This window comes from Treponema sp. UBA6852, from assembly GCA_002449305.1.
GTDB lineage: Bacteria > Spirochaetota > Spirochaetia > Treponematales > Treponemataceae > Treponema_D.
Map to the genome: position 1 here is coordinate 20456 of DKDI01000015.1, position 22073 is coordinate 42528.

Genomic DNA, 22073 nt, shown 5'->3' on the forward strand with positions numbered 1-22073 from the left:
AAGATTTGCCTTCAGGAGGATTCTTATGAAAAGAAAATATGAAATGGCGGTGGAAAAGCCCCAGCAGATGGACAATGAGCACATGCTTCAGCTTAAGAACATCTATCTTGCCCCTTATATGCAGATTGCCACAGCTTTGATTGGCAAGGCAAGGTTTGCAGGAGGAAATATGTTCCGCCATCAGCTTGATACAATGGGCATTCTCATTGACTACGGCTACATCGACAATATTCTTTTGAAGGCAAGCTGCGTGCATGACACAATAGAAGATATTCCGGGATTTGATGAAAATCTTATCCGCAATGCAGATTCTGACGGCCCTGAAGTTCTTGAGCTTGTAAAGGAAGTTACAAAGAGACCGGGGCAGCTAAAGAGCGAGTATTTAAAGTCGATTATAGACAATGGAAGCCAGCGCGCAAAAATCCTAAAATGCGCCGACAGAATTTCCAACATGATAAGCCTTGGCTTTGTAACGAGCAATGAATTTATTGAACGATATTGCGATGAAACTGAATATTTTATTCTTCCGATTGCCGTTGAAGTTGATTTTAATATGTATCAGGAACTTATAAGTCTTGTTGTAAGCCGCCGCGAGCACCTTGAAAAATCCGGCTATTTTGACAGAAAAGAAGAAAGGGATGAGTAGCCCTTTTGTTTGCGCTCTCCAAATTCTTATGCTACAATTCTTCAAATAGAAAACGGAGATTTTTGCGCAGTGCCCTCGTATACGATTATTGTTCCCGATTCATCTTATCTTTCCCGTATCTGCGGAACAAATGACAGCAACCTAAAACTCATGGAATCTTTTCTTGGAGTTCCTGTTTTTGCCAGAGGAAACGAGCTTTCCATTGACTGCGGAGATTCTTGCATTGAGCAGCAGTTTCGTTTTGCAGTTGACCGTATTCTTGATGAATTTTCTGCGGCGAGCAAAAATGTTTCAGATTCAGAATTGATTCAGTCTGTATTGAATAACAATGCTGATTTGGATTTGTCTATTTCTATTCCGGGCGGAACAAAAAAAGTTTTTCCGCGCACAAAAGGCCAGTCTTCATTGATTTTAAAGATGCGTAGTTCTGATTTGGTTTTTGCAAGCGGACCTGCAGGCTCTGGAAAAACTTTTCTTGCTGTTGCGGAATCTTTGCGCCTTTTGCTTTCTCACAAAGTAAAGTCCATAGTTTTGACGCGCCCTGTTGTTGAAGCCGGCGAAAGTCTTGGTTTTCTTCCCGGTGATTTGCAGGATAAAATAAATCCTTATATAAGGCCGCTGTTTGATTCAATAAATGCGGTTTTGCCTTCAGATACTATAAAAAGACTTACAGAAAACGGTATAATAGAAATTGCGCCGCTTGCCTATATGCGTGGACGGACTTTAAGCAACAGCGTTATAATTCTTGATGAAGCCCAGAACACAACTTCTGAGCAGATGAAAATGTTTTTAACTAGAATGGGAGAGACGTCTAAAGTCTTTGTAACAGGAGATCCTTCGCAGGTTGACTTGCCAAAAAGGACTCCTTCTGGTTTTCTTCATGCCTTGAATCTTCTTAGAGGCGTGGAAGGAATTTCGATTGCTGAGCTGACTTCGGAAGACGTTGTAAGAAACGGGTTGGTTAAAAAAATTATACAGGCTTATGAGAATGAAGAAAGATGAAAATACACAGACTTTTTTTTCTGTTTTAACAGGAGCTTTTTCAAAATATCTTAAGAAGAATTATCCAATGGTTATTTTGACCTTTGCGACTTTTCTTGTTACAGTTGCGCTTGTCTTTGTAAAGATTTCCACATCCTCGACCGTTTCTTCTTTTAATATAAACGACTATGAAATCGGGCAAATATCCGATGTTACAATAAAGGCTGTAAAGTCGCTTCCTTCAGATTATGAAAATCCAGTTGAAGTTCAGGCTGGAGAAAAAGTCATAAGAAAGGGATTTCCGATTACAGAAGAAGGCTACGCAAAACTAAAGAAAATGTCTGAGTCTGATGTTTACGTGGACTACAGGGCTTTTGCGAATTCTGTGATTTACCATATATTGATGTGCGCATTATTTTTCTTTTGCTGTAGTAAAATTTATTTTAAAGTCAAGATGATTGAATTCAAGGAGCTTGTTACCGAGTGCTGCTTTTACATTATAATTTTTAGCTCTGTGATTTTTGGCTCTAAGTCAGTTTACTTTGCATCTCCTTATGCAATCTGCGCTGTTATTCCGTCTTCTGTTTGCGTCTTTCTTGTGGCGATTTTGTTCGGCCAGCTTAATGCGGTTTTCTTTTCGCTTATTATTTCACTTTCAGTTTTAAATGCTTCTTCTTATCAGATTGTTCCGTTCTTGTTTGTGCTTTCAACTTCTTTTGCTTCCGCGCGGCTTGTAAGAAAAATCAACAGAAGAACAGACATGGTTTTGGTTTCTGTGCTTCAGTCTTTGCTGAATGTTGTTTTCCTGATGATTTTCAAGATTATTTTTAGTGATTCTTTGTATGACGGACTTGGCGCGATTGTTGGTGTTGCCCTGAACGGATTTTTTTCTGGCATTCTTTGCCTTGGACTTCTTACACCTCTTGAACTTTTGCTGAACACGGCTTCTCTTTTCCGTCTTATGGATTTGAGCGACTTGAATAATCCTACGATGAAAAAAATGCTTGTTACAGCGAGCGGAACTTATAACCATTCGCTTATGGTTGCAAGCCTTGCAGAAGCTGCGTGCAATGAGGTTGGAGCGAATCCGCTTCTTGCTAGAGTCGGCGCGTACTATCACGACATTGGAAAACTTGATAATCCTGAATACTTTGTAGAAAATCAGACTGCCGGTGAAAATATTCATACTGAAATAAATCCGTCTCTTTCTGTGAGCATAATCAGAAGCCATGTTAAGCGAGGTGTTGAAAAAGCGCGTGCGTTGCGTCTTCCTAAGCAGATAATCGACATAATAAGCGAGCACCACGGAAATCAGGTTATTGCGTATTTTTATAATGAGGCAAAAGCAATTGATCCGGATGCGAACCCAGAAGATTATTCTTACACAGGAAATCCGCCTACAACAAGAGAAAGCGCAATCGTCATGCTTGCCGATACAGTTGAAGCTGCCTGCCGCAGTTTGGAAAAGCCTTCTGTTCCGCGCCTTGAAAAATTCATAACCACATTGATTTACGGAAAAATCGAGCATAAGCAGCTTGAAAACTGTAATCTTACATTCAGAGACCTTACAAAAATTCACGATGCTTTCGTTCAGATTCTTGCAGGCTACTATCACAGCCGCACGAAATATCCTGACCAAAAAGATCCGGACACAAATGAAGTCCATCAGATTCCGCTTCCTCCTCAGGCGCAAGCACAGCAGCAGGAAAATTCAGCTTCCGCAGAAAAAGATAAAAAATCTGAGAAAACGGAAAAAGATAAAAGCGTGAAGGAAGATAAAAATTCCAAGAAGTCTTTAAAAGACAAGGCTGAAAAAATTATAAAGGAAAAAAAGTAATGGGGAACCAGATTTTTGTGGGCATGGAAGACGGAAAAACTTCTCCTGTCTGGATAGAAAAGATTGAGCCTTTCGCGCAAAAAGTCATGCAGAAATGCGGCTGGGACGGCGAGGAATTTTCTATTCTTTTTTGTTCCGATGAATATATTCAGTATTTAAATAAAACTTACCGAAATATAGATAGCCCCACTGATGTCTTGAGCTTTGAAAACGGCGAAAAATATACTGACGAAGACAATGCTGTGTGGCTTCAGGCTGGCGATATTGCTATAAGCGTTGACACTTTGCCCAAAAATTCAGAGTATTTTGAAGTGAGCCAGAATGAGGAATTAAAGCGGCTTATAATCCATGGAATTCTTCATTTAAACGGATATGACCACGGAGAAGAACACGTTGAAAAAAATGTGGAGCCAAAATGCGAAATGCTTGTTCTGCAAAAAAAACTGATGAAAGAACTAGAGCAGGAAATTATAATAGAAGAAACTGAAAAATAGGAAATTGTATGTTTGGACTTAAAAAAGAAAATTCAAAGAAAAACGATCAGAAAATCTCTGCCGCAGAAGAAGCCCAGCAGGAAATTTTAGCTGAAGAAAAAAACGACATGATTCAGGGAGTTGAAGAGCTTGCGGTAACAACCGTAAAGGAAGTAATGGTTCCTAGAATCGATGTTGATTTTATTTCAATGGAAACTCCAGAAGAAGAGCTTCTAAAAAAGGTTACAGAAAGCGGTCATTCCCGCATTCCGGTTTATTCCGGTTCAATAGACAATGTTGTTGGAATTCTTTATGTAAAGGACTTGATAAAAACTCTTGCAGAAAAACTTCCGATTGACTTGGAAAAAATAATCCGCAAGCCTTATTTTGTTCCAGAAAGCAAGCACATCGACAGCCTTTTGCGCGAATTTAAAAGACGGCACGTTCATATTGCGGTCAGCATTGACGAGTACGGCGGAATTTCTGGAATTGTCTGCATGGAAGATATTATAGAAGAAATTGTTGGCGACATTCAGGATGAATTTGACAATGAGCATGAGGACATAATTTCGCTTTCTGAAAATGCCTGGATTTGCGATGCGCGTGTTGACCTTGACACTTTAAATGAAGAAATCGGCTCGGATTTTCCTACAGAAAATTTTGATACTTTGGGCGGTTTCGTGTTCGATTTGTTCGGAAAAATTCCTGTAAAGTTTGAAAAGATTTCATGGAATCAGTGGGACTTTATTATTCAGGAAATGGAAGGACACAAGGTTGACACAATAAAAATAATGCGGAAGAAAGAAGACTAAATTATTTTTAAGAGTTTCCACGGAGTTAAAATGAAAAGAAATATTTTTCATAGTTTTACACTTGCTTTTCTGCTTTTGATTTTTGCATATCCTCTATGCGCTCAAAAGAAATCTGCATTGGAGCTTTTTAATCAGGCGCAGGAACTTCAGCAGCAGAGCAAGTGGTTTGACGCGGTTGACCTTTACCAGGAAGCTCTTTTGCTGAATCCGCAGTACGGAGACGCTCTTTACAATCTTGCGCTTTGCCATTACGCGCTTGGAAGCTATGACCTTTCTGTTCAGTATGCGGACGAATCTTCAAAATATGCGCGCAATTTCAGTGATATACAGAATTTAAAAGGCTTGTCTTTGATTTCGCTTGGAAGAGTTAACGAGGCAAAAGATGTTTTCAATCAGATTTTAAAAAAATATCCAAATGACGTAAATGCAAGGTTCGGACTTGCCGAGCTTGATTTGCTTGATGGTCGTCTTACTGTTGCGGAGAGCCGCTATCAGGATGCTTTAAAGCGCGACGCTTCAAATAGAAAAGCTCTTTTAAGTCTTGCTCTTGTAAGCGCGGAAATGGGAAAGCCAGAAGTTTCTGAAAACTATATAAGGCAGGCGCTTTCTTTTTATAGCGGTGAGCCGGAAGTTCATTATATGGCGGCGTATCTTTCTGCAAAAAGCGGAGACTATAAAACCGCAGAGCAGCGTGCAAGAAGTGCGGTTCTTATAAACGGAAACTTTGACAAGGCATATTCTCTTTTAGCTGGAATTCTTTATGCCCAGAAACGCTACAATGAAGTCATTGATATTTGCGACTTTAGAATCGGGCGGAATAGAGATTCTGTTGACGCCTGGTATTTAAAAGGCCGTTCACTTCAAAAACTTGGCAAGAATGAAGATGCGATTGAAACTTACGAAACTGGACTTTCAATTGCGCCGCAAGATGAAATTATGCGGAATGCGCTTGAGCAGCTTGCAGGAGGCTATCTTTCAATTGAAGATGCAAGGCGGAACACTTGGGCTGTTTTTCATTCAGCAAAGGCGGAAGAATATGGCCGCAACTTTGATGGAATTGCAGAACGCTACGAGTATCAAAAAGCGCTTTCAGTTTCTCCGCTTAACAATAAAATCAGGCAGTCTTTTGCCGATATGCTTGAGCGCGACGGGCACTACGAACTTTATCTTCAGCAGCTGAAATTCATAAGGGAAAATGAAGCTTATGCGTCAACAGAAGAAATTCAGACAAACGAAAATTCACCTGTTCCAAAACGAACACGTGAGCAAATAAAGAACGATGATGCAATTGAAGTTTACGAAAGTCTTTTGCGGAACAACATAGCTTCCCGCTGGAATGTAGATCCGTTTTATTTGGACAAGACAAGATGGAACATTGGAATTTATTATACAAAAAAAATGGTTCAGTTGTTTCATGCCGACTTGGAGGAAATTTCTGCGCTAGCTGCAAAAGATGTTTTTAACGGAGTTCCTTCTGCTTATGTTGATGTTCAGTCAGAACCTGTTAGCGGTTATGGCGAGGCGTTCCGGCTTGCAAGAAATTCCGGGCGCGACTATTTTATTATTTTGAACGCTTCTGAAACTGAACGCACATATTCTCTTGATGCCGTTATTTATTCAGCTAGAACAGGAACCAAGACTTCTGAAATTCTCGTTTACAGAACTGGAAATGACTGCATGGCGCGCGCTTTGCAAAGATTCAGGCAGGGTGTTTTGGATATTCTTCCAATCCGCGGAAAAGTTTTGCGCAATGTTCATGGGCAGCTTCTTGTTGACCTTGGAAAAAATGACGGAGTTTCAAAAGATTCTGAGTTCGATATTGTCCGCAAGGGAAGTGTCATAACAAAGGATTCAGGACCTGGAGTTTCGTATAACAAAAAAGATTTTCTTGGAACATTTAAAGTTGAAAATTCAGACGAGGAAATTTCAGAAGGCGTTTATAAGAAAAATGGATTTTATGACACTCTGAATGTTGGCGATGAAATAGTCCTTACAAAAAATCCTGAAAAGGAAGAAACTTCTGCGCTAGACAACCGCCCTGCTGCAAATGCAAGCGGAGATCCTGCAACAGAAGAGGCAAAAAAAGCTGAGCTTGAATCTTTAAAAGAATCGCTTCGTCCGGCTTCAAGAGAAAACGATTTGATTCACTTGATAAGAACGATTATTTAGCATGAGTTTCTTCATATTGAAAAGTTGAAACAATTGCGGATTTGTTATATTATTTTTGCAACATAAGTACAAAATTCCATGGAGGATATTTTATATGATTAAGACAGTAAAAGATGTTGATCTTAAAGGCAAGCGCATCATCATGCGCGTTGATTTCAACGTTCCTATGAAGGACGGAGTTGTTCAGGACGACACACGTATCATGGCGGCTCTTCCTACAATCAAATATATTCTTGAGCAGAATCCGCGCTCGCTCGTTCTTATGAGCCACCTCGGAGATCCAAAAAAGGACGTAAAGAAGGCTCAGGAAAAAGCTGAGAAAGCTGGAAAGACTTGGACTGAAGCTGATTCAGAAAAATTCATCAACGGAAAGAACCGCATGGCTCCAGTCGTAAAATATTTTTCTGAAAAGCTCGGAAAGCCAGTTACATTCCTTCCGGACGCTCTCGGACAGAAAGATGCAATCGACGCTCTTCCAGAAGGAGCAGTCGCAATGCTTGAGAACGTGCGCTTCCACAAGGAAGAAACTTCCAAGGATGCAGCTGAGCGCGAGACAATGGCAAAAGAGCTTGCAACTTACGGAGACATCTTTGTAAACGACGCTTTTGGAACAGCGCACCGCGATCAGGCTTCAACAGCTACAATCGCAAAATTCATGAAAGAGCAGCCTGTCGGCGGATTCCTCATGGAAAAAGAAGTTAAATATCTTGAGCCTATGGTTACAAATCCTCCAAAGCCAATGGTTGCCATTATCGGCGGCGCGAAGGTTTCCTCAAAAATCGCCGTTCTGGAATCGCTTCTCAAGAATGCAAAGTATCTTGTTATCGGCGGCGGAATGGCATACACATTCCTCAAGGCACAGGGACACAGTGTCGGAAAATCTCTTGTTGAGGACGACTTCATCGACACAGCAAAGAAGCTTCTTGCAGACGCTGACGCAAAGGGCGTAAAGATTCTTCTTCCTGTTGACCACGTTGGAGCGGCAGAATTCAGTGCAGATGCAAAACCTGTCGCAGTTGACGGAGTTGACATTCCTTCTGACCTTATGGCTATGGATGTCGGACCTAAGACTGTTGAAGAATACAAGAAGGCAATCGGCGAGGCAAAGTCAATCGTATGGAACGGACCTGTCGGAGTATTTGAATTCGACGCGTTCGCAAAGGGAACTGAAGCCGTTGCACATCTTGTTGCGGAAGCTACAGGACGCGGCGCGATGACAGTTGTAGGCGGCGGAGATTCTGTTGCCGCTGTAAACAAGTTCCACCTTGCAGACAAGATGAGCCACGTTTCAACAGGCGGCGGCGCTTCCCTCGAACTTCTCGAAGGAAAGACCTTGCCAGGTATAGCTATTTTAGCTACAAAATAATTGCGGGATTCCGTTTAAAACAAAGTGTCATTCTCCTGCCTTGCAGGGGAATCCGGCAGAAAAAGAAAAGCTCTGCGCAAGCCGCAGGGCTTTTTTTTAAGGGATATTAAAAATGAATAAAACTGTAAGAATTATGTTAAAGCCTAAAGAAGACCGTGAGATTTCTCAGGGATTTCCGTGGGTTTATGATAATGAAATTTCAACTGTAAAGTTTCCGCTTGATGAAGGCATGAAAACTTCGCCTCTTGAAGAATGCGCTGTAGAGGACGGAACTATTGTTGAAGTCTGTTCTAATGCCGGAGGTTTTCTTGGCAGCGGTGTAATAAATAAAAAATCGAAAATTACAGTGCGCATGATTTCTTCTTTGCACGCTGATAAAATCTTGGAAGACATGAAAGGTTTTTGGGCAAAGAAAATCCGGGATGCTGTTAATATTCGAAATCTTAGCTTTAAAAGCGATGACAGCTGCCGCCTTGTTTTTGGCGAGGCTGATTTTATTCCTGGGCTTATTGTGGAAAAATATGTTTCAAAAGGCAAACTGTATCTTGTTGTTCAGTTTTTGGCGCTTGCATGTGAAAAATTCAGAAATGAAATTCTTGGTGCGCTAAAAGACTTTGTAAAGCCTGATTTTATTTATGAAAGAAGCGATGCTGCTGTGCGTGAAAAAGAAGGGCTTGAAGAAAAATCCGGCTGGATTGGCAAGGCAGGGCAGGAAGTAATTGAAATAGAAGAAAACGGAGTGCTTTTGCTTGTTGACATTGCCCGCGGTCAAAAAACTGGCTACTTCCTTGACCAGAAATTCAATAGAGAAAAAATTAAAAAGTTCTGCCACGGAAAAAAAGTTTTGGACACTTTCACACATACAGGTGCGTTTGGTCTTAATGCCGTAAAAGCAGGCGCACGCGAAGTTATAAGTGTGGATATTTCGCAGGAAGCCGTTGATATGGTTGAAAAAAACATTGCGCTTAATGGTGCTGAAGAAAAAATGAAGGCTGTTTGCGCGGATGTGTTTGACCTTCTTAAGCAGTATGAAGCTAGCGGTGAAAAGTTCGATGTGATTATTCTTGATCCTCCGGCATTTACCAAAAAAGCAGGAAATATCGAAAAAGCTTACGGCGGCTACAAGGAAATAAATTTGCGTGCCATGAGAATTCTTAATGAAGGCGGAATTCTTGTTTCATGCTCTTGTTCTCACTATTTTGATGAAAATACATTTTATTCAATGCTCATGCATTCAGCGATGGACAGCCATAAACGTGTTCAGGTCTTGGAAAAACTTGGAGCGGCTTCTGACCATCCAATTCTTTTGGGCTATCCTAAGAGCGAATATCTTAAGTGCGCCGTGTGCAGGGTGATTTAATTTGATGCAGGAAAAAAATGTAAACTGCGTTGTTCTGCTTGGACCTACCGCTGTGGGAAAGACTGCCATTGCGGTGCGCCTTGCAGACAAATTCGGCTGGGATATAATTTCTGCGGACTCAAGGCAAGTGTACAAAGGTCTTGATCTTGGAAGCGGAAAAGATTTGTCTGAATATTATGTGAATGGAAGGCAAATTCCCTATCATCTTATAGACATTGCGACTTTAGACTCTGAATACAATGTGTTTTGTTTTCAGCAGGATTTTTACAGAACTTTCAATTCTCTTAAAGCGCAGGGAAAATTTGCGTTTGTAGCAGGCGGAACTGGAATGTATCTTGATTCCGTTGTGCGAGGCTACGATCTTCTTACCGTTCCAGAAAACCTTGAGCAGAAAAAAGAACTTGAAAAAAAATCGCTTGAGGAACTTGGAGCTATGCTTTTATCTCTTAAGCCTGAACTGCACAACAAAAGTGATCTTGCTATAAAGGAACGTGTTGTAAAGGCTTTGCAGATTGAACTTTTCAAAATTAGTCCAGAAGGAATAAAGGCAAGAAGTGAGCTTTTGAGCCGCCCAAAAATCGAGCCGCTTGTAATTGGCACAACTTTGAACAGAGATGAACTTTACAAAAATATTGAAATCCGGCTTCGTCAAAGAATTCAAGAAGGCATGATAGATGAAGTTGAAAATCTTCACAAGCAATATTCATGGGAACGTCTTGAAAAACTTGGACTGGAATACAGATTTGTAAGTTTCTATTTGGAAGGAAAAATCAGTTCAAAGGAAGAAATGGAAAATCAGCTGTGCGCTTCTATACGGCATTTTGCAAAACGGCAGGAAACTTGGTTCCGCGGAATGGAGCGTAAGGGCGTAAAAATACATTGGCTTCCCCGCAAAAGCAGCAAGGAAGCTAGGTATTTGTCTGCTGTTGAATTAATTGAAAAGTATGTGCCTGAATTTTAGGCGTTTACAGCCATCTTTGCAGCAGGCTCTTCAATTTTTGTAAGGTAGCCGGTTCTAAGGCAAGATTCGAACAATGTGCGTGAGATGAAGTCTGTTGTTATTTCATCGTAGCCGTCTTTGTCTCTTACAATGCGCACAACGTATCCGTCTTCTGTTTCTTTTAGGACTGCCATGTAATCGTTTGTCTTTGCTATGGTTTTAAGTGTGTAGTATGCCATAAATTGCACCTCGCTTTAGTATTATAAGCAATGCTGCTTGAATACGGAAAAAATTCCTTAGCCTTATTATATTTTCGGTTTTTTAATGAATGTGTTTAGCTTTTTATTTGTTTGGAGGCTTTGATTAATGCTTTGCGATTCCCATTTGCATATCGCCGAATGTGAAAACTTTATTCCGGCTCATTTTTGCTGTTCATGCGCTCATTCAAAAAAAGAATTTTTTATTCAGGAAGAAATTGCTTTAAAAAGCAGCGGAAAAGTTTTATGCGCATTTGGCCTTCATCCGCAGAAGCCTTTGCTTGAAAATGCTGATTTTTTAGAAACCCTTTTGCCTCAAAAAAGAATCATTGCGCTTGGAGAAACTGGCTTTGACTTTTTTACGCCGGAACTAAAATCCTGCATAGTTCAACAGAAAAAAGCATTTGAAGTGTGCCTTGAGCTTGCCACGGAGCATAAAGTTCCTCTTGTGGTTCATGACAGAAAGGCACTGGATCTTGTGTTCTTTTATTCAGCTGGATTAAAAAAATGCGCTTCGGTTGTTTTTCATTCATTTGCTTTTACTGCAAGAGATGCCGCTTCAATTTTGAATCACGGAATAAACGCGTATTTTTCTTTTGGAAAGCCTTTGCTAAACGGAAACAAAAAATCAATTGGCTGTGTAAAAGAACTTCCGCTAGAAAAAATTCTTTTGGAAACAGACGCTCCGTACCAGACTTTAAAAGGCGAAGAAAAAACATCTCCGCTGCAAATTAAACAGATTTATGAAAAGGCTTGCGAAATCCGCGGCATGAATATGGAAACTCTTGAAGCTTGTATGTTCAAAAATTTCTTTACTGCGTTTGGTGTTTCGAATTTAAATTCCTTGTAAAAACTGCCTTTCAAAGTCCGTGCTGTTTTTATAATTCTTAATTGACCTAACGGAAATATTTCATTATTATAATGAGACTAAAAATGAATTTTGCCGGGAATGCCCGGTGTTTGGAGTAAAAAATGGCTGTTTTAAAAACAATCCTTCTCATTGCGTTTGTAATTATCTGTGTACTTTTAGTTCTTCTTGTTCTTGTTCAAAATGAAGAAAATAACGGCATGGGAAGTGCTTTTGGCGGCGGACAGTCTACAGCTTTTGGCGCCCGCTCAGCGAGTGTTCTTACAAAGACAACTGGTGTTCTTGCCGCATTGTTCTTTGTAACTGCTTTTGGAATTTCACTTTTGAACAAAGCTCCTGCTAAAGAAGACTTGTCATCTACTGTAAAGGAAGTTCAGGGAGAACAGACTTCTTCAGAAGATAATGGAAGTTGGCTTCAGGAGGAACTTGCTCCTGCTGAAAAATAAAGCTGTTGTTTTTGGCGGCTTTATTAGGGGTTATTACAAACCGAAAATGCGTTGGAATCAAGACTGCAAAAAACTAAAAATCGAACAGTTTTGAGCCAGCGAATTGTTTAAGGATGGTAATATGGTTTTCGCAAAAATTTTCTCTCCTAAAAGCATAATTGTAAACCTTGAAAGCGAAGATAAAGACGAGCTTTTTGAGGAAATGGTGCAAGTTATCCATTCTGAACATCCAGAAGTAGGCAGAGATGATGCTCTGTCTGTTCTTCATGCACGTGAAGCCCAGATGAGCACTGGCATAATGCACGGCGTTGCTGTTCCGCATGGAATTTGCAGTTCTGTAAAAGGCTGCGTTGGCGCAATAGGAATAAGCCGCAATGGTATTGATTATGATGCCTTGGACGGTTCTCCTGTAAATCTTGTGTTTATGCTTTTATGCGGTCCGAATGACAACAATCTTCTTCTTGAGATTTTAAAAGAACTTGCTGTTGTTTTGCAAGATCCGCTTTTTATGACAAAACTGTTTGAAAAGACTTCATCGCAAGAAATATTCGATGCTTTATGCGAAGCTGAATCTCAATAGAATGAGATAAAACATTTTATTTGGAGTACATAATGGCTGCTGAAGAAATTGATATTATTACACATCTTCTTGATGTAGAAAAAGAAGCTTCTACAACAGTGCTTGATGCGCAGAAAAGGGCAGATGAAAAAATTGCCGCTGCACGCTCTCAGGCTGAATCTGAATTCAAGGCTAAGTATTCCGCTGTTGTTTCTGAAATTGAGCAGAAAGAAAAAGATACAAAATCCGCTATAGAGAAAAAACATTCTGCAGATATAGAATCTTATAAGCAGAACTTGAATTCAAGCGAAAAGGATTATACATCTTTTAACGCTCTTATGGATAAAATTCTTTTTTCATAGGAGAACGATATGGCAATGGATAAGTCCGCCGCTGATTCTTATGTTTATGCAAAAGCTAGCGGCATGCTTGCCCGGTCTTATGTTGGGGAACGCGCAAGGCAGTTGTTTTCTTTTCACACATTGCAAGAACTGTGGGCTTTTTTGTTCAAGAAAGAAGTTCCTGTTGTTCCAGAAACTCTTTTGGCTCATGCTTTGGAACAGGAAGCTTTTGAGCATTTTATTTACGACTATAAAAAACTTGTTGGAAATTATTCAGAGCCGGATGATATTGTTTTAACTTTGCTTAGAAGTTTTGATTATGAAAATTTAAAGGACATTTCGGCTTCTCTTTCGCTTGGAGAAAAGAAAATCCCTGATATTCAAAAGATAACACCTTTTAATATAATAAATTATGATAAATGGCCGGACATCGCTTCAATTACATCTGGCGGACCGCTTTCTTGGTATAATAACATTCCTCCCGTTTCTGAGCAGCATTTGGCGAATTACAACCTTGACTGCCATTATATTATGTCTCTTTGGAATGCCGCAAAGCAGGTTCATTCATCTTGCAGGGAAGAAATTCTTAAGCTAATTGGTGAAAAAATCAGGATAGACAATATTGTCTGGGCAATCCGGCTTCGTTTTTATTATAAAATGCAAAAAGAAGAGATTATTCCGCTTTTGGCTTATTCAACGGAAAAAAAAGAAATTTCTGACCCTCTTGCCTATGAAGCTATAAGAACTTTGGATTGGGAATTGGACAATTACGATGCTTGGAAAAACTGGAAATACAGCAGGCTTTTAAATCCGCATGAAGAAGGCGTTATATGGACAATAGATCCTAGATGGATTTCTAATTCGTATAAAAGTCTTTATGTAAAAAAAGCATACAAACTTTTCCATAAATATCCGTTTACGGCTTGTCCGATTGTTTGCTGGTTTATTATAAAAAGAAACGAACTTGATAATATCCGCACGGCTTCTGAAAGTCTGCGGCTTAGCATAGATTCATCGCAGGCTATGCAGATGACTGGAGCCTTGGAGGTAATAAATGGCTAGAACAACCACAATGCGTCTTATTGAGCTTATGGTTTTGCGGGAAGATATACATTCTGTTCTTAAATACCTTGGCGAGCTGGGCGAATTTCAGTTTCAACAGGAATTTTCTTCTGATTCTTCCGATTCTGCAAAAAGACTTAATCCGGACGCTTCTGTTTTTGAGCGGCTTCAGCAGGTTAGGGCGGCTTTGGATTTGCCTGACTTGGACGGATATAAAGGTTCTGTTCCTCTTCCTTCTGATGCTGATTTTGAAAGCGCAACAAAAATTATTGATTCAGTTGAAGATATTCATAAAAAAGAGCTTACTGCTGCTGACGAGGAAAAAAGGGCAGTTTCCGCATATAGAGAGGCTTTGGCTTTTGCAAATTTGAAAGTTTCTTATTCAGATCTTGAGTCTCTTTCCTTTCTTACTTTGCGAATTGGAAAAATTGATCCTGAAAAAATCGATGATTTAAAAGCTCGCCTTGGCTCACGTGGAATTATTGTAAGGCTTGGCGATGATAATTCAAGAATTCTTGCCGCTTCGTCAAAAAAAGCTCGTTTTGCATTGGACGGAGAACTTAAGGAAGCCGGATTTACAGAGCTTCAGGTTCCAAAAGATTTTAAAGGAATTCCTGATGAAGTTCTGCTTACTTTGGAGCGGAATAAAACAGAAGCTGCTGCTGCTCTTGAAGAAATTCAGACTGAACGCCGTAATTTTGCGGAAACCCACAAAGACGAGCTTTTCAGGCTTTTGCAGATTTATTCAGTTGGAAGCCAGATTTATTCTGTGGAAAATTCTCTTGAATCAACAGAATTTGTTTATAGAATAACTGGTTGGATTCCGGCTTATCTTATTAGAAAAGTAATGAAGGATTTGGACGAGCTTACACAAAGCCGGGCTGGAATCCGTGAGTTTTTGCCAACTGAAGTTCCTTCTGTTGTTTCAGGGCAGGAAAAAGTTCCGGTTCAAGTTAAGCATGGAAAAATTGTTTCTAGCTTTGAACGCATGATTTTCAGCTATGGTTCGCCTTTATACGGAACTGTTGATCCGACTCCGTTTGTGGCTTTGTTCTTTACGGTTCTTTTTGGAATTATGTTTGGAGACGCGGGACAAGGTTTGTGCTTCCTTATAATAGGAATTCTTTGCTGCCTTAAAAAAATTAAGATTTCAGGCTGGGAAAAATTCGGCGGAATTTTCTGCTGCATAGGAATAAGCAGTACGATTATGGGACTTCTTACCGGCGAGTTTTTTGCAAATGAAACTTTGCTGCGTCCGTTTGCGTTGTGGGTTACAGGGCTTTTTGGAACTCCGCGCGCTCCTATTCTGCACATGATGCCTTCAAATGATCCTGCTTCTATAATTAGAATGTTTACGTTCTTTGGATTTACAATTTCAATAGGATTTATAATCAATAGCTGCGGACTTATAATAAATATAATAAATCAGTTTTCGTTGCGCCGGATTGGAAAGGCTTTGTTTGGAAAAACTGGAATTTCAGGCGCGGTTTTCTTCTGGTATGTGATTATTTTTGCGGTTAGAGTTGCGATGTTCAAGCATGTTCCAGCTGCCTATGACTGGATTGTTATAGCAGTTTCGTTGTTTTTGACTGCTTGTTCTGAGATATTCCAAAGGCTTGTTGACGGCGAGCGTCCTATTTTGGAAAACGGTCTTTTTAGTGCGGTTATTGGCGCTGTAGTTGAAATAATCGAAGTGATTTCTTCCTATCTTTCAAATACAGTGAGTTTTGTCCGTGTAGGCGCATTTGCTCTTGCCCACGCAGTTTTGGGATATATTATCAACACTTTTGTTGAGCTTGCTCCTGGCGCAGGCGGAATTGCTGTGGCCATTTTGGGAAATGCTATTGTTGTAGTTCTTGAAGGAATGATTGTTGCAATTCAGGTTGTGCGTCTTCAGTATTACGAGTTCTTCTCAAAATTCTTTAGCGAGACAGGACGTGAATTCAAGCCGTTCTCTTTTGTTTATAAAGAGACAGTTTAATTTGTATACAGCTGCTTTTTGCAGTTTATTTATAGAATTTTTAGAACAAGAGGTTTTTATTATGAACAAGAAATTTTTGGTTGCTCTCTCAATGATGCTTTTGGTTGCTGTTGCTGGCGTTTTTGCGCAGGCTTCTTCTGTTCCTGAAGAGCAGGCTGTAGAACAGGCGGCTTCTAATGCTGGAGCTATAAAATATGTAGCTGCTGCTCTTGCTGTTGGAATTGCTTGTATTGGCGGCGGTTCTGCTGTTGGAAAGATTGGTTCAGCTGCTATGGGAGCAATGAGCGAAAACGCAGAGCTTTCTGGAAAGGCGCTTCCTTTCGTAGGTCTTGCTGAAGGTATTTGTCTTTGGGGATTCCTTGTTGCTTTGTTCATTATGATAATGTAATAGAATTTTTTTGCTGAAGGCTGAATTTTTGTCAGTTTAACTGTTGAAAATTCAGTCTGGCATAAAAAGCAAAACCATGGAATATTTTGTAATTGGAGAACGGGAACTGATTCTTGGCTTTATGCTTGCGGGCGTAAAAGGCAAGGCTGTTTCTAACAGACAGGAAGCTTTGGATGCTTTTAACAAGGCAACCGGACAAAATTCTTCCGTAGGCTCCGTTGGCGACATACCAAAGGTTCTCATTCTTACGGAAGACATAGCCGATATGCTGTCCAAGGAAATTCAGTCTTGGCAGATGCACGGCAAAGCTCCTCTTATTGTGGAAATTCCTGGGCTTCAGGGACATATTCAGGGAAGAAAAACTCTCACTGATTCAATCCGAGAAGCAGTTGGAATTCAAGTTTAAATTTTATTCATCGATTTAGGTTTTTAAGCAAACCTAAAAATTTCAGAGGCATGGCTTAAATGCAGCAAATCTCTGCTCCTTGTTCTGAATTTTAGGGCTTATAAAACTAATCATTTTGTGCGGAAGGTTCATACCGAAACCATACAAGGAAAACTTTTTTATGGAAGAATTACGTTCAACGGAAGTTCTGGACAAAGAAATTCGTTCTGACAGTGTAAAAAAAGCAGAAAAAATTCTTGCAAAAGCGGACGAAAGCGCAAAGCAGCTCATTGACGGAGTTCAAGACCGCATTGAAAAGGCGAAGTCAGATGCAGAAAAAATCTCTGCGGAAGGAATTGCTGTTTATGAAAAAAATATAAATGCTTCGCTTCCTCTTGAAAAGCAGCGTTATTTGGTTTCTTATATTTATGGCTCTATTATAGAAGCTATGGATAAGTATTTTGAATCTATCGGAGACAAAAAACGTCTTCTTGTTATACAAAGTCTTTGCGAGCGTGCAAAAAAAGCTATTCAGGAAAAGAAAATTTCAGCGGTTGTTGTTGGATTCAATCTTTCTGATGCTGAATCTATGCTGAAAAAAGTTTTTCCGCAGAATCTTTCTTCATGCGAGGCTGGAGACGTTCATCTTGTTTCCCGCGAAAGCCTTGAAGGATTCAATTTAAAGGAAGGAATTATACTGAAAGCTTTGGACGGTTCTGTTACTTGCCGTTTGACGCTTGATGAAAAAATAAAGGAAATTTTAGACGAAAAAAGAGAACTTCTTGCAAAGACTCTTTTTGGCGGGAGGTTGCCTGAATGATTACTGGAAAAATAACCCGAATTTCAGGTCCTATAGTCTATGCTGAAGGCCTTGAAAAATGCGGACTTTACGATGTTGTTGATGTTGGCGAAAAAAAGCTTATTGGTGAAATAATCCGCCAGAGTGAAGGAAAAGCTACAATTCAAGTTTATGAAGATGTTACAGGAATGCACGTTGGCGAGCAGGTTGTTTCTAGCGAGCGTCCTCTTTCACTTAAACTTGGACCTGGGCTTGTAGGCACAATTTACGATGGAATTCAGCGTCCTTTAAAAGAAATGTATGAAGACGGCGGGGTTTTTCTGCTCCCTGGCCAGCGCACAGAACCTATTGACAATAAAAAGAAATGGGAATTTATTCCTGCAGCTCACCCTTCCGACGGAAAAGAAATGTGCGAAGGTCTTTCCATTGCTCCGGGAATGGTTCTTGGAACTGTTCAGGAGACAGGTTCTGTTGTCCATAAAATAATGGTTCCTCCGACAATCCGCGGGCGTGTTCTAAAGACTTTCGCAGGAAAAGGCTCTTATACAATTGATGAGACAATCGCTACTACAGAACTTGGCGAAAATATTTCGATGAGCCAGTACTGGCCTTTGCGCAAACCTCGTCCTTTTGCACAGAAACTTGAAGTAAGCCAGCCGCTTGTTACAGGTCTTCGTGTAATCGATGTATTCTTTCCTCTTTCAAAAGGCGGAACAGCCGCAATTCCAGGCGGATTCGGTACTGGAAAAACGATGACTCAGCATGCGATTGCAAAATGGTGCGATGCGGACTTGATTGTCTACATTGGCTGCGGCGAGCGCGGAAACGAAATGACGGACGTTCTGACTGAATTTCCGACTTTGATAGACCCGCGTACTGGACGTTCTTTGATGGAACGCACAATTTTGATTGCGAACACTTCAAATATGCCTGTTGCGGCGCGCGAAGTTTCACTTTATTCAGGAATTACACTTGCCGAATATTACCGTGATATGGGGCTTCACGTTGCAATTATGGCGGACTCAACTAGCCGTTGGGCAGAAGCTTTGCGTGAACTTTCCGGTCGTATGGAGGAAATGCCTGCTGAAGAAGGTTATCCTGCATATCTTCCGACTCGCCTTGCTGAATTTTATGAGCGTGCCGGTCGTGTTAATTCTTTGTGCGGAAAAGAAGGCTCTGTTTCTATTATTGGAGCAGTTTCTCCTGCGGGCGGAGACTTTTCTGAGCCTGTAACCCAGCATACAAAACGTTTTATCCGCTGTTTCTGGGCGTTGGACCGTGAACTTGCAAACGCGCGCCATTATCCTGCTATTGGCTGGATTGATTCGTATTCAGAATATGCTGCAGAAATTAAAGGCTGGTGGGACAAATTTGATCCTCGCTGGTCTTCGATTCGTGTTCAGGCTTTGGATTTGCTCAAACGTGAGCAGCGTCTTCAGCAGATTGTACGCTTGATTGGTGCTGATGCTTTGCCGGACAGCGATCGCCTTATTCTTACTGTTTGTGAAATGATTAAAAATGGATTTTTGCAGCAGAATGCGTTTGATTCAATCGATGCCTATGCAGTTCCAGAAAAACAGGTAAATATACTTTTGCTTATGATGACTTTCTATGAAAAAGCGTTAAAGGTTATAAAATCTGGATGTCCGCTTTTGAAAGTTACCGAGCTTCCTGTGCGAAATGAAATAGTCAGGGCAAAAAGTGAAATTCCAAACGACAAGCTTGACGAGCTTACAACTATTCAAAATCATCTTGACGACCAGATGGCGGAACTTGAAAGAATGTACCGCAAGGATGTTGCACTATGAAAGGAATTGAATATACTGGACTGACTTCTGTTGACGGACCGATTGTAGCTGTAAAGCGCAGTGAAAATTCCTCTTATGACGAAGTTGTTTATGTCCGCGATAAAAACGGTGAAAAAAAGACTGGACGAATTATTGATTTGAATGAAAAAACTGCGATTGTTCAGATTTTCGGAAGCACAACCGGTCTTGACTTGGAAAATACAACTGTGGAATTCCTTGAAGAGCCAATGGAGCTTCGTGTTGGAAAAGGACTTCTCGGACGCATTTTTAACGGACTTGGCGAGCCTATAGATGGCTATCCGCAGATTATTTCGGACAAAAAAGTAAATGTAAACGGAAATCCTATAAATCCTTATGCACGTGTTTATCCGCGCGATTTTATCCAGACTGGAATTTCTTCAATTGATGGAATGAACACTTTGATTCGCGGGCAAAAACTTCCGATTTTCTCTGGAAACGGACTTCCGCACAACAAGCTTGCTGCCCAGATTATCCGTCAGGCAAAAATTCTAAATAGCAATGAAGAATTTGTTATGGTTTTTGCCGGCATGGGAATAAAATACGATGTTGCGCAATTCTTTAAGCATACTTTTGAAGAGTCTGGAGTTTTGTCAAAAGTTGTAATGTTCCAGTCACTGGCTGACGCGCCTTCTATTGAACGTATTATTACGCCGAGATGCGCTCTTACTGCCGCTGAGTATCTTGCCTATGAATGCAATATGCACGTTCTTGTCGTTATGACAGACATGACAAACTATTGCGAAGCCTTGCGTGAAATTTCAACGACACGCGGTGAAGTTCCTGGAAGAAAAGGTTATCCAGGATATCTTTATTCAAATTTGGCTGAGCTTTATGAGCGTGCAGGAAAAATTCAGGGAAGTACAGGTTCAATTACGCAAATTCCTATTCTTTCTATGCCAAACGATGATATTTCGCATCCGATTCCTGACCTTACAGGATATATTACGGAAGGACAGATTGTTCTTGACCGCGAGATGAGCCAGAAGGGAATGTATCCGCCGGTATCAGGACTTCCTAGCTTGAGCCGCCTTATGAAAGACGGAATTGGTGAAGGCATGACACGCGAAGACCATGCGCCTGTTTCAAGCCAGCTTTTTGCCGCTTACAGCAAAGTAAAATCAATCCGAAACCTTGCTTCTATTATTGGCGAAGAGGAGCTTTCTGAGCTTGACCAGTGCTACTTGAAATTCGGAAACGAGCTTGAAGCGAAATTCTTTACCCAAGGCGAATATGAAGACCGCTCAATAGATCAGACTCTTGATTTAGGCTGGAAAATGCTTAGTATTCTTCCGCGCGAAGAGCTTTACAGAATCAAGAATGAAATGATTGACAAGTATCTTCCAAAAGCTTTAGAGAACTGATTATGGCAAAACTGAATATTGCTCCGACAAAATCAAATCTTCTTGCAATAAAAGAGCAGCTGGCAATCAGCACTGAAGGCTATGACTTGCTTGAGCAAAAACGTGAAATTCTTGTAATGGAGCTTATGCGAATTGTTGAGCAAGTTAAGCTTTTGGAAAACCAGATTGACAAGTGCATTCATAAAGCCTATCCTGCGCTGAAAAAAATGCTTGTTTCTGTTGGCGGCGACCGTGTAGAGCGGATTGCGCACGGAATTGACTATAATTTTGAAATTACAAAGAAACCGGCTGTCATTGCAGGAATGTCTTTTACAACCATCGATGTGAATCTTCCGCAGAGAAGACTTTTTTCTTCTTTTATGGGAACTTTTGCAGACAGTGATGAAGTCATGGCGGATTTTTTTGAGCTTTTGACGCTTCTGACAAAAATGGCGAGCATAAGAACTGTCGCCTGGAGGCTTGCTCTTGAAGTCAAGAAAACCCAGCGCCGTGTAAATGCTTTGGATAAAACGGTTATTCCGCAGGACAAGGAAACTGTGAAGTATATTGAAGGTGTTCTTGAGGAACGAGAACGTGATAATGTTTTCGTTATGAAGTCTTTAAAAAAAAGGCAGGGTGAAAAATGATAAAACCTCTTTTTCAGCGGATTGTAGTCGGCTACAATGGTTCTCGCTCTTCTCTTCATACAGTTTTGTACGCAATTCTTATGGCAAAAGTCTACAAATGCGCAGTAAAAGTTGTAAGCGTTGTAGACACAGCTTCCATAAAGTATCTCACTTTGCAGAAATTTATGGTTTCGCAGGAAGGCGAGTCTATTGCAAAAAGCCTTGAGTCTGACAGTGAAAAAAATCTGGATTATGTAACAGATCTTGCAAAGTCAAAAGGCGTAAAGATTGAAACTGAAATTCGCAAAGGTGCAGTTTGGGCTGAAATTATCACAGCCGCAGATGAATTCAAAGCTGACCTTATACTTTTGGGCGGAGCAAAAAATCTTGACCATCTTTCTTCACTTTCTCGCGATGTGATTTCTTCTCAAGACAGCGAAATAATAGGAAGCGCGCACTGTTCTGTAATGGTTGTCCGCGAACCTTATGTTGAGCAGAAATTCAAGCTTGTTTAGTTTTTTTTATATTTTTGGCTGTCTGAAATTCGATTTTATAATTTAGTGTCATTATCGGGCTAGACTCTGCAATGTTTTTGAAAGAAACTCGGT

23 protein-coding genes are annotated in these 22073 nt (G+C 40.5%); 22 read left to right on the plus strand and 1 reads right to left on the minus strand.

What is annotated here, in order from left to right; all coding sequences use genetic code 11:
* Nucleotides 1–43: 43 nt before the first annotated feature.
* From B3209_RS03880 to miaA, 9 genes are all read left to right on the plus strand, one after another.
* Entirely contained in the window at nucleotides 44–646 is a 603-nt protein-coding gene (locus tag B3209_RS03880; protein ID WP_295796486.1) for a hypothetical protein, read from the plus strand.
* Between the two features lie 69 nt (nucleotides 647–715).
* Nucleotides 716–1648, plus strand: a complete 933-nt coding sequence (locus B3209_RS03885; protein WP_296689920.1) for a PhoH family protein — start codon at nucleotides 716–718, stop codon at nucleotides 1646–1648.
* Complete coding sequence (locus tag B3209_RS03890; protein WP_296092263.1) at nucleotides 1629–3464, plus strand: HD family phosphohydrolase; 1836 nt, start codon at nucleotides 1629–1631, stop codon at nucleotides 3462–3464. The genes B3209_RS03885 and B3209_RS03890 overlap by 20 nt, the downstream gene beginning before the upstream one ends.
* Entirely contained in the window at nucleotides 3464–3958 is a 495-nt protein-coding gene (gene ybeY / locus B3209_RS03895) for an rRNA maturation RNase YbeY (protein ID WP_296662069.1), read from the plus strand. Before B3209_RS03890 ends, ybeY begins: the two co-directional genes overlap by 1 nt.
* An 8-nt stretch (nucleotides 3959–3966) precedes the next feature.
* Entirely contained in the window at nucleotides 3967–4749 is a 783-nt protein-coding gene (locus B3209_RS03900; RefSeq protein WP_295796433.1) for a hemolysin family protein, read from the plus strand.
* Nucleotides 4750–4779: 30 nt separating this feature from the next.
* The gene (locus B3209_RS03905) at nucleotides 4780–6918 is read left to right on the plus strand and encodes a tetratricopeptide repeat protein (protein WP_296689908.1); all 2139 of its coding nucleotides are present in this window, start codon (nucleotides 4780–4782) and stop codon (nucleotides 6916–6918) included.
* A 94-nt stretch (nucleotides 6919–7012) separates the two neighbouring features.
* Nucleotides 7013–8284, plus strand: coding sequence for a phosphoglycerate kinase (locus tag B3209_RS03910; RefSeq protein ID WP_296662071.1), 1272 nt, complete (start codon nucleotides 7013–7015; stop codon nucleotides 8282–8284).
* Between the two features lie 112 nt (nucleotides 8285–8396).
* Nucleotides 8397–9644: a class I SAM-dependent rRNA methyltransferase gene (locus B3209_RS03915; RefSeq protein ID WP_295796442.1), complete on the plus strand. Its 1248-nt coding sequence runs from the start codon at nucleotides 8397–8399 to the stop codon at nucleotides 9642–9644.
* A gap of 4 nt (nucleotides 9645–9648) precedes the next feature.
* Nucleotides 9649–10605 (plus strand): tRNA (adenosine(37)-N6)-dimethylallyltransferase MiaA, encoded by a 957-nt coding sequence (miaA, locus tag B3209_RS03920; protein WP_296662124.1) that lies wholly within the window; start codon nucleotides 9649–9651, stop codon nucleotides 10603–10605.
* Here the strand turns inward: miaA and B3209_RS03925 are convergent.
* Nucleotides 10602–10823, minus strand: a complete 222-nt coding sequence (locus tag B3209_RS03925; RefSeq protein ID WP_295796449.1) for a hypothetical protein — start codon at nucleotides 10821–10823, stop codon at nucleotides 10602–10604. The genes miaA and B3209_RS03925 overlap by 4 nt on opposite strands.
* Before the next feature lie 127 nt (nucleotides 10824–10950).
* Here B3209_RS03925 and B3209_RS03930 point away from each other — a divergent pair, with 127 nt between their 5' ends.
* From B3209_RS03930 to B3209_RS03990, 13 genes are all read left to right on the plus strand, one after another.
* Nucleotides 10951–11691: a TatD family hydrolase gene (locus B3209_RS03930; protein ID WP_296662125.1), complete on the plus strand. Its 741-nt coding sequence runs from the start codon at nucleotides 10951–10953 to the stop codon at nucleotides 11689–11691.
* 122 nt (nucleotides 11692–11813) lie between these two features.
* Complete coding sequence (gene secG, locus B3209_RS03935) at nucleotides 11814–12155, plus strand: preprotein translocase subunit SecG (protein WP_296662126.1); 342 nt, start codon at nucleotides 11814–11816, stop codon at nucleotides 12153–12155.
* 121 nt (nucleotides 12156–12276) lie between these two features.
* A complete protein-coding gene (locus B3209_RS03940; protein WP_295796456.1) occupies nucleotides 12277–12735 on the plus strand; it encodes a PTS sugar transporter subunit IIA in 459 nt (152 codons plus the stop codon).
* Nucleotides 12736–12767: 32 nt separating this feature from the next.
* Nucleotides 12768–13076, plus strand: a complete 309-nt coding sequence (locus B3209_RS03945; RefSeq protein ID WP_295796458.1) for a hypothetical protein — start codon at nucleotides 12768–12770, stop codon at nucleotides 13074–13076.
* Nucleotides 13077–13085: 9 nt separating this feature from the next.
* Nucleotides 13086–14117 (plus strand): V0D/AC39 family V-type ATPase subunit, encoded by a 1032-nt coding sequence (locus tag B3209_RS03950; RefSeq protein ID WP_296662127.1) that lies wholly within the window; start codon nucleotides 13086–13088, stop codon nucleotides 14115–14117.
* On the plus strand, nucleotides 14110–16098 hold the full coding sequence (locus B3209_RS03955; RefSeq protein WP_296662128.1) for a V-type ATP synthase subunit I: 1989 nt from the start codon (nucleotides 14110–14112) through the stop codon (nucleotides 16096–16098). Before B3209_RS03950 ends, B3209_RS03955 begins: the two co-directional genes overlap by 8 nt.
* 61 nt (nucleotides 16099–16159) lie before the next feature.
* Nucleotides 16160–16486, plus strand: a complete 327-nt coding sequence (locus B3209_RS03960) for an ATP synthase subunit C (protein ID WP_013701803.1) — start codon at nucleotides 16160–16162, stop codon at nucleotides 16484–16486.
* 76 nt (nucleotides 16487–16562) lie between these two features.
* The gene (locus B3209_RS03965; RefSeq protein WP_013701802.1) at nucleotides 16563–16892 is read left to right on the plus strand and encodes a V-type ATP synthase subunit F; all 330 of its coding nucleotides are present in this window, start codon (nucleotides 16563–16565) and stop codon (nucleotides 16890–16892) included.
* A 160-nt stretch (nucleotides 16893–17052) separates the two neighbouring features.
* Nucleotides 17053–17691 (plus strand): hypothetical protein, encoded by a 639-nt coding sequence (locus tag B3209_RS03970; RefSeq protein ID WP_295796472.1) that lies wholly within the window; start codon nucleotides 17053–17055, stop codon nucleotides 17689–17691.
* Nucleotides 17688–19478 (plus strand): V-type ATP synthase subunit A, encoded by a 1791-nt coding sequence (locus tag B3209_RS03975; protein WP_296662129.1) that lies wholly within the window; start codon nucleotides 17688–17690, stop codon nucleotides 19476–19478. The genes B3209_RS03970 and B3209_RS03975 overlap by 4 nt, the downstream gene beginning before the upstream one ends.
* Nucleotides 19475–20860 carry a V-type ATP synthase subunit B gene (locus B3209_RS03980; RefSeq protein ID WP_013701799.1) on the plus strand — a complete coding sequence of 462 codons (1386 nt, stop codon included), beginning with the start codon at nucleotides 19475–19477 and terminating at the stop codon, nucleotides 20858–20860. Before B3209_RS03975 ends, B3209_RS03980 begins: the two co-directional genes overlap by 4 nt.
* Before the next feature lie 2 nt (nucleotides 20861–20862).
* Nucleotides 20863–21486: a V-type ATP synthase subunit D gene (locus B3209_RS03985; protein WP_296662130.1), complete on the plus strand. Its 624-nt coding sequence runs from the start codon at nucleotides 20863–20865 to the stop codon at nucleotides 21484–21486.
* A complete protein-coding gene (locus B3209_RS03990; RefSeq protein WP_296662131.1) occupies nucleotides 21483–21980 on the plus strand; it encodes a universal stress protein in 498 nt (165 codons plus the stop codon). Before B3209_RS03985 ends, B3209_RS03990 begins: the two co-directional genes overlap by 4 nt.
* The last annotated feature ends 93 nt before the right edge of the window (nucleotides 21981–22073 follow it).